Annotated in this window: 17 protein-coding genes and 7 tRNA genes; 14 read left to right on the top strand and 10 right to left on the bottom strand. The window is 70.7% G+C overall.

The genetic code is table 11. The features are described from left to right. Positions 1 to 85 precede the first annotated feature (85 nt). Entirely contained in the window at positions 86 to 373 is a 288-nt protein-coding gene (locus tag ABZ876_RS18655; protein ID WP_234517231.1) for a zf-TFIIB domain-containing protein, read from the top strand. A 45-nt stretch (positions 374 to 418) separates the two neighbouring features. On the opposite strand, the gene ABZ876_RS18650 is transcribed toward ABZ876_RS18655, so the two are convergent. From ABZ876_RS18650 to ABZ876_RS18630, 5 genes are all read right to left on the bottom strand, one after another. Further along, positions 419 to 490 (bottom strand) — tRNA-Val (locus ABZ876_RS18650). A 42-nt stretch (positions 491 to 532) separates the two neighbouring features. After that, a tRNA-Val gene (locus ABZ876_RS18645) sits at positions 533 to 604 on the bottom strand. Between the two features lie 29 nt (positions 605 to 633). Next, positions 634 to 705 (bottom strand) — tRNA-Val (locus ABZ876_RS18640). A 1-nt stretch (position 706) separates the two neighbouring features. Next, a tRNA-Cys gene (locus ABZ876_RS18635) sits at positions 707 to 780 on the bottom strand. Positions 781 to 818: 38 nt separating this feature from the next. Next, a tRNA-Gly gene (locus ABZ876_RS18630) sits at positions 819 to 891 on the bottom strand. A gap of 155 nt (positions 892 to 1,046) precedes the next feature. Between ABZ876_RS18630 and ABZ876_RS18625 the strand changes: the two genes are divergently transcribed. The 3 genes from ABZ876_RS18625 (at position 1,047) to ABZ876_RS18615 (ending at position 3,921) form a co-directional block, all read left to right on the top strand. Further along, complete coding sequence (locus ABZ876_RS18625) at positions 1,047 to 2,093, top strand: chorismate-binding protein (protein ID WP_361781810.1); 1,047 nt, start codon at positions 1,047 to 1,049, stop codon at positions 2,091 to 2,093. Between the two features lie 127 nt (positions 2,094 to 2,220). Beyond that, entirely contained in the window at positions 2,221 to 3,042 is an 822-nt protein-coding gene (locus ABZ876_RS18620; protein WP_361781807.1) for an aminodeoxychorismate lyase, read from the top strand. A 54-nt stretch (positions 3,043 to 3,096) separates the two neighbouring features. Continuing rightward, positions 3,097 to 3,921, top strand: coding sequence for a GNAT family N-acetyltransferase (locus tag ABZ876_RS18615; protein WP_361781804.1), 825 nt, complete (start codon positions 3,097 to 3,099; stop codon positions 3,919 to 3,921). Between the two features lie 19 nt (positions 3,922 to 3,940). Here ABZ876_RS18615 and ABZ876_RS18610 read toward each other — a convergent pair whose 3' ends face one another. Beyond that, positions 3,941 to 4,462 (bottom strand): DsbA family protein, encoded by a 522-nt coding sequence (locus tag ABZ876_RS18610; protein ID WP_361781801.1) that lies wholly within the window; start codon positions 4,460 to 4,462, stop codon positions 3,941 to 3,943. Between the two features lie 249 nt (positions 4,463 to 4,711). On the opposite strand from ABZ876_RS18610, the gene ABZ876_RS18605 reads away from it, so the two are divergent. After that, positions 4,712 to 5,161, top strand: coding sequence for a hypothetical protein (locus ABZ876_RS18605; RefSeq protein WP_361781798.1), 450 nt, complete (start codon positions 4,712 to 4,714; stop codon positions 5,159 to 5,161). 226 nt (positions 5,162 to 5,387) lie between these two features. Continuing rightward, complete coding sequence (locus tag ABZ876_RS18600; RefSeq protein ID WP_361655578.1) at positions 5,388 to 5,540, top strand: hypothetical protein; 153 nt, start codon at positions 5,388 to 5,390, stop codon at positions 5,538 to 5,540. Positions 5,541 to 5,749: 209 nt separating this feature from the next. Here the strand turns inward: ABZ876_RS18600 and ABZ876_RS18595 are convergent, their stop codons facing one another. Both ABZ876_RS18595 and ABZ876_RS18590 read right to left on the bottom strand, forming a co-directional pair. Beyond that, positions 5,750 to 6,307, bottom strand: coding sequence for a CGNR zinc finger domain-containing protein (locus ABZ876_RS18595; RefSeq protein WP_361781794.1), 558 nt, complete (start codon positions 6,305 to 6,307; stop codon positions 5,750 to 5,752). 296 nt (positions 6,308 to 6,603) lie between these two features. Then, positions 6,604 to 7,017: an SsgA family sporulation/cell division regulator gene (locus ABZ876_RS18590; protein ID WP_003959770.1), complete on the bottom strand. Its 414-nt coding sequence runs from the start codon at positions 7,015 to 7,017 to the stop codon at positions 6,604 to 6,606. A gap of 191 nt (positions 7,018 to 7,208) precedes the next feature. Between ABZ876_RS18590 and ABZ876_RS18585 the strand changes: the two genes are divergently transcribed. The 4 genes from ABZ876_RS18585 to ABZ876_RS18570 all read left to right on the top strand — a co-directional run bounded on the left by ABZ876_RS18585 (position 7,209) and on the right by ABZ876_RS18570 (position 8,767). Next, positions 7,209 to 7,643, top strand: coding sequence for a TIGR02611 family protein (locus ABZ876_RS18585; RefSeq protein WP_361781791.1), 435 nt, complete (start codon positions 7,209 to 7,211; stop codon positions 7,641 to 7,643). Positions 7,644 to 7,697: 54 nt separating this feature from the next. Next, positions 7,698 to 7,769, top strand: a tRNA-Val gene (locus tag ABZ876_RS18580). A gap of 440 nt (positions 7,770 to 8,209) precedes the next feature. Further along, positions 8,210 to 8,656 (top strand): SRPBCC family protein, encoded by a 447-nt coding sequence (locus ABZ876_RS18575; RefSeq protein ID WP_361781788.1) that lies wholly within the window; start codon positions 8,210 to 8,212, stop codon positions 8,654 to 8,656. Between the two features lie 39 nt (positions 8,657 to 8,695). Then, positions 8,696 to 8,767: transfer RNA gene (locus ABZ876_RS18570), tRNA-Val, on the top strand. Between the two features lie 79 nt (positions 8,768 to 8,846). Here ABZ876_RS18570 and ABZ876_RS18565 read toward each other — a convergent pair. After that, entirely contained in the window at positions 8,847 to 9,572 is a 726-nt protein-coding gene (locus tag ABZ876_RS18565) for a 3'-5' exonuclease (protein WP_361781785.1), read from the bottom strand. 168 nt (positions 9,573 to 9,740) lie between these two features. Between ABZ876_RS18565 and ABZ876_RS18560 the strand changes: the two genes are divergently transcribed. The 4 genes from ABZ876_RS18560 to ABZ876_RS18545 all read left to right on the top strand — a co-directional run bounded on the left by ABZ876_RS18560 (position 9,741) and on the right by ABZ876_RS18545 (position 14,272). Further along, positions 9,741 to 10,307, top strand: a complete 567-nt coding sequence (locus ABZ876_RS18560; protein WP_361781782.1) for a DUF4365 domain-containing protein — start codon at positions 9,741 to 9,743, stop codon at positions 10,305 to 10,307. Beyond that, the gene (locus ABZ876_RS18555) at positions 10,304 to 11,530 is read left to right on the top strand and encodes a hypothetical protein (protein ID WP_361781779.1); all 1,227 of its coding nucleotides are present in this window, start codon (positions 10,304 to 10,306) and stop codon (positions 11,528 to 11,530) included. Before ABZ876_RS18560 ends, ABZ876_RS18555 begins: the two co-directional genes overlap by 4 nt. Positions 11,531 to 11,658: 128 nt before the next feature. After that, positions 11,659 to 13,635 (top strand): threonine--tRNA ligase, encoded by a 1,977-nt coding sequence (thrS, locus tag ABZ876_RS18550; RefSeq protein WP_361782075.1) that lies wholly within the window; start codon positions 11,659 to 11,661, stop codon positions 13,633 to 13,635. Positions 13,636 to 13,711: 76 nt separating this feature from the next. Then, the gene (locus tag ABZ876_RS18545; protein ID WP_361781777.1) at positions 13,712 to 14,272 is read left to right on the top strand and encodes an HIT domain-containing protein; all 561 of its coding nucleotides are present in this window, start codon (positions 13,712 to 13,714) and stop codon (positions 14,270 to 14,272) included. Positions 14,273 to 14,299: 27 nt separating this feature from the next. Here ABZ876_RS18545 and ABZ876_RS18540 read toward each other — a convergent pair whose 3' ends face one another. Beyond that, on the bottom strand, positions 14,300 to 15,958 hold the full coding sequence (locus ABZ876_RS18540; protein ID WP_361781774.1) for a hypothetical protein: 1,659 nt from the start codon (positions 15,956 to 15,958) through the stop codon (positions 14,300 to 14,302).

The following is a 15,958-nucleotide window of genomic DNA, read 5'->3' as shown; positions in this document are numbered from 1 at the left end:
GCGCCCAGTAGGCTGCAACCGATCGGCCTCATGCCGAGTCCCTACCTGGCGAAGCAGCACCGAAGTGCGAGGAGTTGAGCAGACCATGCAGTGTCCGAAGTGTCATGCGCCGATGCACACGTACAACCGCAACGGCGTCCAGATCGAGCAGTGCAGCGGCTGCCGCGGCATCTTCCTCGACTACGGGGAGCTGGAGTCGCTGACCCGGCTGGAGTCCCAGTGGGCGCAGCCCGCCCCGCCGCCCCCGGCCGCCCCGCAGGCCTACCCCGCGGCTCCCGCCTGGGGCGCCCCGCACGGCAGCCACCACGGGGGCCACGGTCACTACGGCCACCACCGCCACAAGAGCTTCGGCCACATGCTGTTCTCCAGCTGAGGCCACGAAGAAGCCCCCGGCCGCAGGGCCGGGGGCTTCGATGTGTGGACGATACTGGGATTGAACCAGTGACCTCTTCCGTGTCAGGGAAGCGCTCTCCCGCTGAGCTAATCGTCCTCGGGACCAAGACCGCTCCAGGAGACGGCCAGGGGTGCTGCGTGCGCGATACTGGGATTGAACCAGTGACCTCTTCCGTGTCAGGGAAGCGCTCTCCCGCTGAGCTAATCGCGCCGATCGGACACCCGCTGCCGGGGATCCAGTGGACGATACTGGGATTGAACCAGTGACCTCTTCCGTGTCAGGGAAGCGCTCTCCCGCTGAGCTAATCGTCCTTGGAGGTGGAGACGGGATTTGAACCCGTGTAGACGGCTTTGCAGGCCGTTGCCTCGCCTCTCGGCCACTCCACCGGGAGTGCAGGGGCTCGGGAAGATCCCCTGGTTCCTCGAGCGGACGACGAGGCTCGAACTCGCGACCTCAACCTTGGCAAGGTTGCGCTCTACCAACTGAGCTACGTCCGCCTGTCGTTTCGGAGCGCTTGCGCGTCCCGGCGACGAGTTGAACTCTAGCGGATTCCCGGGCCAGCACAAAAACGCGTTTGCGCAGCGTGCTGCGCTGCGCCTGGTCACGGACACGGCCGGAGCCCCTCGGGGACACCCGCCATAGACTCGGCTGTGTGCCCGACCTCCCTGCTCTCGCGCGTTTCGGTGACCGTCTCGCCACCGGTCTCCTCGATGTCACCAGCGATCCCGCGGCCCTGGAGTCCACCGGTTTCTGGGCCTTCTGCGCGGACTACGAGGGGCGTCTGACCTGCGCCCGCTTCGCGGAAGTACGAGAGGTGCCGGTGCCCGCGCCCCGGCCCGGGGCGTGGCGTGGCCCGGCGGTCGGTGACTGGACGTCCTCGCTCGACCGCGCCACGTACACGGCCGGCGTCCGGCGGATCCGCGAGCACATCGCGACCGGCGAGGTCTACCAGGTGAACCTCTGCCGGGTGCTCTCCGCGCCGATAGCCCCCGACGCCGACGTGGACGCCCTGACCTCCGTGCTGGCGCTCGGCAACCCGGCACCGTACGCAGGAACGATTCGCCTGCCGGAGCACGGTGTGGAGACGGCCACGGCGTCCCCCGAACTGTTTCTGCGCCGTGACGGCCGATCCGTGGCGTCCGGCCCGATCAAGGGCACCGCGCGGACCGAGGCGGAGCTCCTGGACAAGGACTACGCCGAGAACGTGATGATCGTGGACCTGGTGCGCAACGACCTCGGGCGTGTGTGCACCACGGGAAGCGTGACCGTCCCCGATCTGTGCGCCGTCGAGAAGCACCCCGGTCTGGTCCACCTCGTGTCCACCGTCCGCGGCGAGCTGCGCGCGGACGCCGGCTGGCCGGAACTGCTCGCCGCCACCTTCCCGGCCGGGTCGATCACCGGCGCCCCCAAGTCCAGTGCCCTGCGGATCATCGACGCCCTGGAGACCGCGCCCCGCGGCCCCTACTGCGGAGGCATCGGCTGGGTCGACGCGGACCGCGGCGTGGGCGAGCTGGCCGTCGGCATCCGCACCTTCTGGATCGACCGGACCGTCGCAAGCGGCCCCGCCCTGCGCTTCGGCGCGGGCGCGGGCATCACCTGGGGCTCCGACCCGGAGGGGGAGTGGCACGAGACCGAGCTGAAGGCCGCGCGGCTGCTCGCGGTAGCGTCGGGGGAGTACCAGGACACGGGACCGGCATGAGCCACCTCCCGTGCCGTGCCCATCCGGGGGACGGCGCCGTCGTGCCCGGCGTGGTCACGGCCCGGAACCCCGGCCGGACACATGCGCCGTACGGCGCTTTTGCCACCATCTTGCGAGGTAAAGACCAGTGAAGCTCTGGCTCGACGGCGGGCTCCAGGACATCGACTCCGCCCGCGTCTCCGTCTTCGACCACGGACTGACCGTCGGTGACGGCATCTTCGAGACGGTCAAGGCCGCCGACGGCCGGCCGTTCGCGCTGACCCGCCACCTCGGCCGGCTCACCCGCTCGGCACGCGGCCTGGGCCTGCCCGACCCCGATCTCGACGAGGTCCGCCGCGCCTGCGCCGCCGTCCTGGAAGCCAACCCGATGCCGCTCGGGCGGCTGCGCATCACCTACACCGGCGGCCACGGCCCGCTGGGCTCCGACCGTGGTGGTCAGGGCCCGACGCTGGTGGTCGCCCTCGGCGAGACCACCCGGCGTCCCGACTCCACCGCCGTGATCACCGTGCCGTGGACCCGCAACGAGCGCGGCGCGCTGGCCGGCCTCAAGACCACCTCGTACGCGGAGAACGTGGTCGCCCTCGCCCGGGCCTCCGAACAGGGCGCCTCCGAGGCCCTGTTCGCCAACACCGTCGGACAGCTCTGCGAGGGCACCGGCTCGAACGTCTTCGTCGTCCTCGACGGGGAGATCCACACCCCGACGCTCGCCTCCGGCTGCCTCGCGGGCATCACCCGCGCGCTCACCGTCGAGTGGACCGGAGCCAGGGAGAGCGATCTTCCGCTGGACGTGCTGGAGCGCGCGGACGAGATCTTCCTCACGTCCACCCTGCGGGACATCCAGGCCGTGCACCGGGTGGACGGCCGCGAACTGCCGGGCGCTCCGGGACCGGTGACCGCCAAGGCCATGCGGATCTTCACCGAGCGGGCCGGGGACGACCTCGATCCCTGACCTCCGCGGATATTCGGCTGACCCGCGGCCCCGGCGGCGGGTAGAACACTCGTGATGACGACGACCCTGCGGCCCGAAGAGCCGCTTCGACAGCAGCCGGACGGAACGCGTTCGCGGCGCTACCGGGTGTGTGTGAACGGCCGTCCGGTGGGCGCGCTGCGGCTGTCCACGCACCCGGAGTACGGCCCCACCGTGGCGCGCCTGGACGACCTGCGCATCGAGGAGCCGGACCGCGGGAGAGGCCGGGGCACCGTGGCCGCGCTCGCCGCCGAGGAGGTGGTGCGCGGCTGGGGCTGCGAGCACATCGTGGTGTCGGTGCCCGCGGACGCCGAGGCGGCCCTCCGGCTCGTGACGGCGCTCGGCTACGTCCCGCGCAGCCGGAACATGGCCAAGAGCCTGGACTCCGGCCCGCCCCGGCTGCCCGCCGGCAGTGCCGCCCGGCCCATGACCGAGGGGGAGTTCGGACCGTGGGTCGCGCGGGACCGGGACGGTTTCGCACGCGATCTGATGGCACGGGGGGTTCCGGAGAACCAGGCCTATGCCAAGGCGGACCGGAACTGCGCCCAGTTCCTGCCCGACGGGCTGGCGACCGAGAACACGGTCATCAGCGTTCTGGAGCAGGAGGGGACCCCGGTCGGCACTCTGTGGCTCGGGCTGTGGCCCGAGACCGCGTTCGTGCTCGGCGTCGAGGTCCGTCCAGAGCAGCGGCGCCGCGGCCACGGCCGCACGCTGATGGCGCTGGCGGAGGTGCAGGCGGCCGGGGGCGGCAAGGACCGCATCGGACTCAGCGTCTTCGCGGGCAACACCCCGGCCGAACGGCTCTACGCCGCGCTGGGGTACGAGACGACCGCGTACCACCTGTACAAAGAGCTGGTGTGAGGCTCAGCCGGCCCGGTGCTCACGCCTCCTCGGCCAGCAGCCGGTCCACGATCTCCACGATGCGCCGGCGCAGCCCCTCCTGGCTCTTGCCGCCGTCGAGGCGCTCGCCGCCGACGACGTACGTGGGGGTGCCGGTCACGCCGATCGCCTTGCCCTCGGCCTGGTCGGCGTCGACGACGAGGATGTGCCGGCCGTCGATCAGCGCGGTGTCGAACTCCTCGGCGTCCAGGCCGAGTTCGCGCGCCACCTCGACCAGGAGCGCCTCGCCCTTGCGGTCCAGCTCCTCGACCCGGCCGAGCACCGCCTCGACGTAGGGCCAGCCCTGTCCCTGTTCCAGCGCCTCCTCGGCGGCCTGCGCGGCGGCGAAGGCGTGCCGGTGCTTCTCCAGCGGGAAGTGCCGCAGCCGCAGCTCCAGCCGGTCCCCATAGCGGTCGCGCAGCGCGCTGAGGTCATCGAGGGCGCTGCGGCAGTCGGGGCACTGGAGTTCGCACCAGACGTCGAGGACGGGCGCGGTGGCGGATACGGGGGAGGAGTCGCTCATGGTCACCAGTCTCCCAGCCTCGGGGACCACGGCCCAAACGCATCCTCCGCCGGGCCCGCCTGTGGTCAGGGGTGGAGACGGGAGCGGGGTCCGTGCGGTCAGGGGTGGAGGTGCGTGCGCACCCTGAGGAGGAGCCGACCCGGAGATGTCCCCGAAGTGCGATCGGACCGTGGCCCCGGAGGCGCGAGGCGGTGCAGGATGGAAGGGACGAACCGACCCCGCCCGAGCCGGCTGCGCCTGGAGGACCGGATGATTGCCGAGACAGTCTGTTCCGCCGTCTCCGCGGCCGGCCTGGGTGTCGCGGCGGTCACGGCCTACCGCAAGCGCTTCCTCGTGGCCGTCCGCCTCGCCGCCTACGCGCTCGTGCCCGTCGGGCTGGTCATGACCGGCGTCGTCGGCTGGCTGGCCCGTACGGCCTTCAGTCCCATGGCCTGGGCGGGCTTCGTCGTCCTCGGTGTCGCCTGGCTCCTGTTCCTGACGACCCGCGCCGTGGAGCGCCGGGGCGGTGGACGCAAGGAACGCAGGGCGGCCGGGTCCACGCGGCGCGAGGCGGTCGCTCCCTCGTCCTCCGAGCCGGCACTCGGCCCCGGCTCCCGCCCCGGCACCCGGTCCGCGGGCAGTCCCCGCACCGCCCGCCCGGCGGACTCCGCGGACGACTTCAGCGACATCGAGGCCATCCTCAAGAAGCACGGCATATGAAGTGCGGCACGTGAAGCACGGCATGTGAAGCAGTGCGTATCACGGATACGGCGAACGGCATGTGCCGGACTGAAACGGCACAGTGGCCGGCCGGTGCGCACGACGATCACGAGAGACCACCCGGAGATCAACTTCGATCCCGGTGTCGCGGATATTGGCGAACTCCCGGACATCACGGGCGTGTTGATCGCGAAGCGGTGGTGGGCTGCGTCATCATCGCCGCGAGATGCTGGACAGAACCCAGAGCGGCACCGGCGTTCCTCCCGAGGAGCGCCGGGGTTGTCTCTTCGCGCTTTCCCAGCCACCGCTGATGATCTTTCTTGCGGTGATCGGCTGTCTGCTGCTCATGGCATCACTGCACGACCTGCTGCTGCTCTGAGCCGTATACGGAGCCCCTGGCGTCACCCGCCGAGGGCTCCGTCAGCCCCGCCAAGGGACGCGTCGAGGGGGTCTCCCCCGGCCATGTTCGCGGTCACGGAGAGTAGCGGAATTTGGGGTTCCGTCCGCCCCTCCCGGGACGGCCACGGCGGTGCGGGGGCCGTTTCCAGCCGATGTGCACCGGTCGGCCGGCCCCGCGGCCGAGGCGGCTCAGCCCGCCGCTTCCTTGCGGCGCGCACGGTAGGCGGCCACATGCAGACGGTTTCCGCAGGTGCGGCTGTCGCAGTAGCGGCGGGAGCGGTTGCGGGAGAGATCGACGAACGCGCGCCGGCAGTCGGGGGCCTCGCAGTGGCGCAGTCGCTCCTGCTCCCCGGCCACCACGAAGAACGCCAGCGCCATCCCGCAGTCCGCGGCGATGTGGTCGGCGACGGAGGCGCCGGGCGCGAAGTAGTGCACATGCCAGTCGTAGCCGTCGTGATCCGTCAGCTGGGGTGTGGTGCCGGCGGCCGCCACCAGTTCGTTGATCAGTCCGGCCGCGGTACGGGAGTCGGGCGCGGAGAAGATCGTGGCGAGCCGCCCGCGAATCCTGCGCACCGCTGCGAGATCGAACTCCGACAGCACGCCGACATCGCTCAGGGCGTGCTCCCGGGCGAAACGGTCGAGGGCCCCGACATCGGGAAGCCCGTCCCTCTCGTCGCCGTCGGGTGTGGTGTTCACCAGATCCACCACGAGCTCGAGCGCGCACCGGGTGTCATGGGTGATCAGCACGTGTCGCTCCCTGGCCTGGGGGTCGGGCGGACGCCCGCCGATGCTGGCCGAGCCTAGCGGCTCCCGGTCGCTGCGGGGGCCGCTAGGCACCAAGCCGTGGCATCGGTTGACTCCCGTGGCGTTCGAGGAGACCGCCCGTGCCACCTCACGGAGTCGCACCGTCACCTTGTGCGCATACGCCCGGGCGCCGTCTCCGCGAGGGCTCGCGGTGACGGCGCCCGGGTGTGCCGTATGCGGTTGTCCCGGCCCGAGCCGTCTCCCCGAGTGGACGGCGCCGGGCGGCTACGGGTCGTGCGCTAGCTCTCGGCCAGGATGTGGGAAAGCTCCGTGTCAAGGTCGAAATGACGGTGTTCCGTGCCTGGCGGCACGGCCGCGTCCGTCCGCTTCAGAAACGACTCCAGGGCCCGCGCCGGGGCCTCGAGCAGGGCCTCGCCCTCCGGGGAGCTCAGGGCGATGCAGACGACGCCCTGACCGTGGCTGCGGGACGGCCAGACGCGGACGTCGCCGGTTCCTGTGGGCCGGTGCAGGCCCTCCGCGAGGAGGTCGCGGGCGAACACCCACTCGACGGTCTCCTCGGCTCCGGTGTGGAAGGTGGCGTGCACGGCGTAGGGATCGGCCGTGTCATACCGCAGTCCTGCGGGTACAGGCAGTGAGGACTCGCTCGACACAACGAGGCGCAGGTGCAGCTCGCAGCTGACCGTGGTGTTCATAAGCGCCAGGGCCTTTCGCTCAGTGTGCGCTCGGGGATTCGCACGTCGGCGAAATCGACATGCCACCTACGGTGCCGTTGTAAACCCCTCTGAGTGTTTTGCCTGTCTTTACGTAGCTCATCCGGCCGAGACATCGTTCGGGCGATACGCCCATTCCGGTGACTGGTTTCTCTCCGGTAGGGTTTGGCTGCATGAATACGCGGAGTGACGAGCGGGGCGAAGCCGCCGTGTCCGAGAAGGAACCGAAGTCCGCGCCGGCTCTCGGTTCCCGGGCGCCGGAATTCATCAGAGCGCGGCGGGCCCTGCATCTCAGCTGGCGGGTCGGCGTTTTCGTGGTCGGCCTCGCGGTCGTCGGCGCGGGCGTGATCATGCTCCCGCTGCCCGGCCCGGGCTGGCTGGTGATCTTCGCGGGCATGGCGCTCTGGGCGACCGAGTTCGTCTGGGCCCAGCTGGTGCTCCGCTGGACGAAGCGGAAGGTCACCGAGGCGGCCCAGCGGGCGCTCGACCCCAGGGTCCGCCGCCGGAACATCGTCCTGACGTCGGTGGGTGCGGTGATCGCCGCGGCCCTGGCCGGGGTCTACGTGTGGAAGTTCGGCCTCGCGATGCCGTGGAGGATCGCGGAGTGATCCCGGCCATGGTCGGAGCCACCCCTGACATGGGGTAATGTTCTTCCTGCGCCCGGGCGATTAGCTCAGCGGGAGAGCGCTTCGTTCACACCGAAGAGGTCACTGGTTCGATCCCAGTATCGCCCACATCACCGAGGGTGGCGGTTGCACGCGGACAACGCGGGCACCCGCCACCCTCGTCGTGTGTACGGGCTCGCCGCTCCTGCGGATCCCTGGCGGCGCCCGCGAACACCCAAAGCGGCCAACCGGTCCATCGGGCTTTTCGAAAAGAAGCACCCCACGATCGGGACGAAGGCGAACTTCCCGCATTACACGGCCTTTTGGGAGAACTCCCGGATGTGGTCGGCCAACGGCTACACAAACATATTCCAGAACTCTCCTGTGGCTGCCGGGAATTCCGGTCCGGGTGTGTCCGGGAGGGAGTCGGCAGGCCGAGCACTGCGGCCGCCCGGGGAGCGCCGCCGCACGGGCGGCGGCGCTCGCACCGCGAGTGTGGTCCGCTTCCCGTCGTAGGGCATGAGTACGCGTACTCAGAAACCGGCGGCGGCCCGGGGCAGACTCTGTTCATGAGCCTGACCCATTACCGCTTCCGCAGCCTGTGGGCGCTGCCCGCGCCGCCCGCAGCCGTGTTCGCGGTTCTCGAGCGCGCCGAGGAATACCCGAGGTGGTGGCGCCAGGTTCGGGAGGTGATCCGGCTCGACGACACCACCGCCGTCGTCCGGGTCCGCTCGCTGCTGCCGTACGACGTCACCTTCACGGCGCGTGAGGTGCGGCGTGACCCGGCGGCCGGGGTCCTGGAGGCAGTGCTGTCCGGCGACCTCGAGGGCTGGGCGCGCTGGACGCTCACCGCGGCCGCCTCCGGCACCCTCGCCCGCTACGACCAGGAGGTCGAGGCGACCAAGCCGCTGCTCAGGCGATTCGCCGTGGTGGGGCGGCCGGTCTTCCGCGCGAACCACCGGCTCATGATGCGCGCGGGACGGCGGGGACTGCGTGAGCACCTCGAAGCGGTTTGAAGGAACCCCGCCCGGACCTGTATTGTTCACTGCGTTCCCGGGCGATTAGCTCAGTGGGAGAGCGCTTCGTTCACACCGAAGAGGCCACTGGTTCGAACCCAGTATCGCCCACCCGGAGAAGGCCGGTCCGTCGCAGACGGACCGGTTCTCTTGTGTGCCGGGGTAGGGACTCCACCCCCGCGTGCCCAGGTCAGGCGGCCGCGGGCAGCTCCGGGCGCACAGGCCACGACTGGTCCACCACCTCCTCCGTACCGCTGCGCGCGAACCACGCCTGGAGCCCCCGCGCCTGCGCCGCGTGCCACCCCGTCTGCAAGGTGTGCAGCTCTACCGGCGTCAGCCTCTCCAGACGGGCCGCGTAGCGGCGGCCCAGTGCCCGTACGACCTCCAGCGCGGCCAACGCGTCCGCCGCCGCGTCGTGCGCCCCCTCCAGGACGACCCCGTAGTGCGTGCACAGATCGGTGAGGGTGCGGCGGCCCTTGCGATAGCGGTCCAGGTGCTTGTCCAGGACCCGCGGGTCGAGCACGCACAGCGGCTGCGACCCGAACCAGCGGTCGAGCGTGGAGGCCCGATGGCGGCGCAACTCCCGGTCCAGGAGCGTGAGATCGAACGGCGCGTTCATCACCACCAGCGGCCGTGCCAGCGCGGCCTGTTCGCCCAGTTCCCTGGCTATCTCCTCCATCACCGGCGACGGCCAGCGGCCGTTGTGCTGCAGATGTTCCTCCGTCAGCCCGTGCACCGCCGTCGCCTCCGCGGGCACCGGCACGCCCGGGTTCACCAGCCACCGGCTCACCCTCGGCCGGGTGCCCGGTGCGTCCTGGACGACGACGGCGGCCGACACGATCCGGTCGGTCTCGACGTCCACGCCCGTTGTCTCCGTGTCGAACGCGGCCAGGGGGCCCTCGTACCAGCACGTCATAAGAACCCAACTCCTTGTTCACCTTCGGCAGCTGACGCACCGTCTTCTGCCCGTTTGGTGATACCCGGGCTGTTTGCGCCGTACGCCGGAAGGACACAACACGGGTACGGGTCTTTGCAGTTCAGGAGCCCGTCACGGGGACCGGTCCGACGGGGAGGGCTGTTGGCCATGGCGATAGCGCAGCCCGAGCGGGGCGGGCTGCTGCCCGAACGCACGGGCCCCCTTCGCGGCACACTCGCCACCACCGCCTGCATGGAGACACTTCAGGTGGGATATCTGCATGCGGTCGCCGCCGCGGCCGGCTGCTCGCTGTCCCAGCCCTTTCCGGACAACGGCATCGACTGGCACGTCAGCCACAGCGCCCCCGGCCACACCGTCGACGACGAGGTCACCATCAAGGTGCAGCTCAAGTGCACCTACCAGATCCCACCGAACCCCCCGGGCCGCTTCTTCTCCTTCACGCTCGACAACGAGCACCTGGCGAAGCTCGCCCGCACCCCCGTGTCCGTGCACAAGATCCTCGTCGTGATGATCGTGCCCCGGTCCCAGGAGCAGTGGCTGCGGGCCGGCCACGACCGCCTCGACCTGCGGCACTGCTGCTACTGGATCAACCTCGCCGGGCGCGCGATCACAGGCCGGCACCGCACCACCGTGCGCATCCCCACCTCGCGCATCTTCGACGACCGCGCCCTGTGCGAGATCATGACCCGGGTCGGAACGGGAGGCAGACCGTGACCCACCGTCCCCTGGACGAGCCCGCCCGCGCCGTCCGGCCGCACCCGGCGGAGCCGCTGTGGAACCAGCCGCCCGCACCCGACCAGGTCGACCCCGCCGTGCTCAGCGCCCTCCTGCACCGGCACGGCTGGCAGCGCCGCGGCGGAGCCCCCGGACGCTACGGCCGGTGGACCCCGCCGGGTCCGGGCAGCAGCGGTACGAGCCTGCTGGTACCGGAGAGCCGGGCCTTCCCCGACAGCGACGACCTGCTCGGGGAGGCCCTCCTCGCCCTCTCCCGCAGCGGCTCGCCCTCCGCCCGTGACGTCCTGGTCGGGCTGTCCATGCCCAGCGACGAGATCCACTGGTGGCGGGACGTGCCCACAGGGCCCCTGGGCACCGCGCCCTGGACCGTGGAGGACGAGCTGCGCTCCGCCGCCCGCCGCATGCTGCTGGCCGGAGCGCTCGCCACCCGCGCGCGGGCGGGCTACTACGGCGCCCGGCACCGCAGGCCCGCCGCCGAGTCCCTGGACAACGTGCTGGTCGGCGCCGCCCCCGGCGGCCGCCGGCTCACCGCCTTCGTGCCCGTCGCCACCGGCCGGCCCTTCGTCGTACGTCTGCACCAGGCGCTGTACGCGGCCCGCGAGGCCGTCGACTACCAGCGCGCCACCGGGGGCATGGAGGCCTTCGACGCCGCGGTCGAGGCGGGAGTGAGCCATGAGCTGACCGAGGCGCTGGTCGCCCTCGTGCGCGGCTGTGAGGGCGCCCGCATCGCCGTCGAGTGGGCACCCGCCGCCGGTGTGCCCGAGGGCGGTGCCACGCCCGCCGAGCCGGTCGAGTTCTCACCGGGCGACCTGCCCGTCCTGCGCGAGGCCGGGGCCCGCTATCTGCGCGAGGAGCCGTCCGTCCCGGTGCGGATCACCGGAGCCGTGGTACGCCTGCGCCGGTCCGGACCGCGCGGCGAGGGCACGGTACGGCTCCGGGTCATCGCCGGGGCCGAGGTGCCGCACGTACGGATGACCCTGGACGAGGAGGCGTACCGGACGGCGGGCCACGCCCATCTCGTCGGACTGCCGGTGCGGGTGCAGGGGCGGCTGGAGAGCCGCGGCGGCTTCCGGCGCCTGGTCGACGCGTCCGAGGTGGCACCGGTGCAGGTCGACGAGGCCGAGCGGGACCGGCTGATGAAGTCGCTCCAGGAGAACGCGAAGGACGCGGACTTCTTCGGCGAGCCGTGCGACGGCGGCTGAGGGACGCGCCACAGGGACCGGGGGACTGACGACAACCGTTTCGCGGAGGGCGGGTGCGGGTCGGTACGATCCCAGTCATGCGCGCGCTCCAGGTATGGCGCCGCATCCCCAGCAGTCAGGAGAGACCGGTGTCAGACGTCCGTGTGATCATCCAACGCGATTCCGAGCGGGAAGAGCGCGTGGTGACGACGGGCACTACGGCCGCCGACCTCTTCGCCGGCGAGCGCTCGATCATCGCCGCGCGGGTGGCCGGCGAACTGAAGGACCTCGCGTACGAAGTGAAGGACGGCGAGACCGTCGAGGGCGTCGAGATCTCCTCCGAGGACGGTCTGGGCATCCTGCGCCACTCCACCGCGCACGTCATGGCACAGGCCGTGCAGGAGATCTTCCCCGAGGCCAAGCTGGGCATCGGCCCGCCGGTCAGGGACGGCTTCTACTACGACTTCGACGTCGCGAGGCCGTTCACGCCGGAGGATCTCAAGGCCATCGAGAAGAAGATGCAGGAGATCCAGAAGCGCGGCCAGCGCTTCTCCCGCCGTGTCGTCACCGACGAGGCCGCCCGCGAGGAGCTGGCCGACGAGCCGTACAAGCTGGAGCTGATCGGCCTGAAGGGATCGGCGTCCAGCGAGGACGGCGCGGACGTCGAGGTCGGCGCCGGCGAGCTGACGATCTACGACAACCTGGACGCCAAGACCGGCGAGCTGTGCTGGAAGGACCTCTGCCGCGGTCCCCACCTGCCGTCCACCCGGCTCATCCCGGCGTTCAAGCTCATGCGCAACGCGGCCGCCTACTGGCGCGGCAGCGAGAAGAACCCGATGCTCCAGCGCATCTACGGCACCGCCTGGCCGTCCAAGGACGAGCTGAAGGCGCACCTGGACTTCCTCGCCGAGGCCGAGAAGCGCGACCACCGCAAGCTGGGCACCGAGCTCGACCTGTTCTCCGTCCCCGAGCAGATCGGCTCCGGCCTCGCGGTCTTCCACCCCAAGGGCGGCATCGTCCGCCGTGTGATGGAGGACTACTCGCGGCGCCGCCACGAGGAAGAGGGCTACGAGTTCGTCTACACCCCGCACGCGACGAAGGGGAAGCTCTTCGAGACCTCGGGCCACCTGGACTGGTACGCCGACGGCATGTACCCGCCCATGCAGCTCGACGAGGGCGTGGACTACTACCTCAAGCCCATGAACTGCCCGATGCACAACCTGATCTTCGACGCGCGCGGCCGCTCCTACCGCGAACTGCCGCTGCGCTTTTTCGAGTTCGGCACCGTGTACCGGTACGAGAAGTCGGGCGTCGTGCACGGCCTGACCCGCGCCCGCGGCTTCACCCAGGACGACGCGCACATCTACTGCACGCGCGAGCAGATGGCCGACGAGCTCGACAAGACGCTCACCTTCGTGCTGAACCTGCTGCGCGACTACGGCCTGACCGACTTCTACCTGGAGCTGTCCACCAAGGACCCGGAGAAGTACGTCGGCTCCGACGAGGCCTGGGAAGAGGCCACAAAGACCCTGAGCCAGGTCGCCGAGAAGCAGGGCCTGCCGCTGGTCCCGGACCCGGGAGGCGCCGCCTTCTACGGCCCGAAGATCTCCGTCCAGGCCAAGGACGCCATCGGCCGCACCTGGCAGATGTCGACGGTCCAGCTGGACTTCAACCTGCCGGAGCGCTTCGACCTGGAGTACACGGCCGCGGACGGCTCCAAGCAGCGCCCCGTCATGATCCACCGCGCCCTCTTCGGCTCCATCGAGCGGTTCTTCGCGGTGCTCCTCGAGCACTACGCCGGCGCCTTCCCGGCCTGGCTGGCCCCGGTGCAGGCCATCGGCATCCCGATCGGTGACGCGCACGTCGAGTATCTGGAGAAGTTCGCCGAGGCCGCCCGGAAGAAGGGCCTGCGCGTCGAGGTCGACTCCTCCTCGGACCGCATGCAGAAGAAGATCCGCAACGCCCAGAAGCAGAAGGTGCCCTTCATGGTCATCGTGGGCGACGAGGACATGTCGAACGGCTCGGTGTCGTTCCGCTACCGGGACGGCTCACAGGAGAACGCCATCCCGTTCGACGAGGCCATCGCGAAGATCATGAAGGTCGTCGAGGAGCGGGCACAGGTCTGATCCGTATGTGACGGGAGGGCACCGGGGACCGGTTGCCCCGGGGCCCTCCCATCACGCGGAGCACGACCGAAGCCATATGCTGCACAGCATGACGAGTGAGCCGGAGCAGCAGATCGGAGTGGGGACGCGGGACGCGTTCCAGCGCCTGTGGACGCCCCACCGGATGGCCTACATCCAGGGCGAGAACAAGCCGACCGGCCCGGGGGCCGACGACGGCTGCCCGTTCTGCACCATTCCGGCCAAGTCCGACGAGGACGGGCTGATCGTCAAGCGCGGCGAGCAGGTGTACGCGGTACTCAACCTGTACCCGTACAACGGCGGCCATCTGATGGTCGTGCCCTACCGCCACGTCGCCGACTACACGGACCTGACGGAGCCGGAGACCGCGGAGCTGGCCGGGCTGACCAAGCAGGCGATGACCGCCCTGCGCCGGGCCTCCGGGGCCCACGGCTTCAACATCGGCATGAACCAGGGCACGGCCGCCGGCGCGGGCATCGCCGCCCACCTGCACCAGCACGTCGTGCCGCGCTGGGGCGGCGACACCAACTTCATGCCGGTGATCGGTCACACGAAGGTGCTGCCCCAGCTGCTGGCCGACACCCGCACAATGCTCGCGCAGGCCTGGCCGACGGCGTGAGGGCCGGGGGCCCGGCCGCCGCAGACGCTACGCGTCGTAGACGTCCGCCTTCCGCGGCGTCGGATCCTGCACCTGCGTGCTGAGGAACGCCGAGCGCGTCCCGAACTTCTCCGTGTCCACGCCGTTCTCCTCCAGCACCCGGATCGCCGCCGCGTGCACCACCCGCAGCACCGGCGTCGCCGCCCGCAGCGCGTCGTCCGCCATGAAGCGGTGCCGCCACGGCTGGTCCGCCCAGGCGTGACGCAGACCGAACGGCTCGGGCAGGGTCAGCGAGCCGCCGAGCCAGTTCAGCAGCGGCGGATACCAGCTGAGCGGGGCGCGGACCGCCAGCCGCACCACCTCGTCCGTGTCGACCAGCGGGAGCTTCACCTCGCGGGTCTCCCAGAACCTGACCTGCTTCTGCACCTTCTTGGTCGGTGCCGCCGGCTTGGTCGTGAACAGCGCGTTCACCGGCCCCAGGGCGTGCCCGGTGACCTCGATGCGCAGCGTCTCGTGCAGCACGGTCACCGTGATCAGCATGGTGAGGATCAGCTGGCCGTCCCACAGGGTCCACTGGACCCCGAGATAGTGCCGCTCACCTCCGCCGAACTGCTGCTTGTTGCAGATCTCCTGTATCGCGTGCTGCTTGAACTGGTACGCGTCCACGTCCGTGTTCTCGGGGCGGGACACCTCCGCGGCCTTCTCCCCGATCGGGCTGACGATCCAGTGCCTGATCGACGGGGTCGGGAAGCCGCCGGTGTTGAGCGGGCCGCGCTCCAGCATGCGCAGCTGGTCGTGGATGACCTTGATCACGTCCCAGCTGCGGAACGGGTGGATCTCCTTGTCCGGGTCGGCCGGCACCAGGTCCTCGGCGAGCTGCCAGCTGCCCCAGCGCGTGCCCATGCCGAGGATGCCCTTGGGACCGGCGTAGAAGACGGCGTTGGACTGCTGTTCGGCGCTCAGCCGGGCGAGGGCCTGGCGCAGCCGCTCGGCGGAGTTCTCCCCGGGGCTGCCGGGCACCGCCTCGGGGATCTTGGCGCCGAGTCCGCCGCCGGCGAGCAGGCTGTCCCAGCGCTCGCGCAGGTCCTTCGCCGTCCGCTCGCAGATCTGCTTCGCCCAGTACCAGCCGATCACGGGCAGGATGATCGCCGCGCGCCCGTACCACCCCCAGAAGCCCGTGAACGGCATCCGGATCACGAAGATCACGGCGAGGACGCCCACCGCCGCCAGCAGCACGGTGCCGAGGGCGGATCCGCGCTTGGCGTCCCGCTTGACGATGCCGGCGCGGATCGTGAAGACCAGCAGCCACACCAGCAGCCCGGGCAGGAACAGCACCCCGCACAGCACGGTCACGGCCGACAGCCAGTTGTCGCGCTCCCGCCGGATGCGGTGGGCGGCCAGGCAGTGCTCGACGACCACCTGCGGCTCGGTGCCGAAGGACTGGATGAGCGGCTTGCGTTCGGCACCCAGCATGCGGTCGCGCACGGCGAGCGAGAAGGCCTCGCCGAGGTTCGGCCGGAAGAGCTTCGCCCAGGGGCGGGGAGGGCTGACGGTCGACTGATGCCATTCGTTGTCGGCGTCGAGGATCGTCTCGACCTTCGCGTCCCGGTAGGCCGCCGAGGCCAGGGCGTAGGTCGCCGCCGTCTGGCCCGCGGAGCCCGAGAGGGGCACCTGTGCCCCGGGACTGAAATCGAATACGTCCGTCAC

The organism is Streptomyces sp. NPDC046931 (assembly GCF_040644655.1).
Classification (GTDB): Bacteria; Actinomycetota; Actinomycetes; order Streptomycetales; family Streptomycetaceae; genus Streptomyces.
Note: the sequence above shows the minus strand (reverse complement) of the source record. Positions and strands in the feature narration are given on the sequence as shown.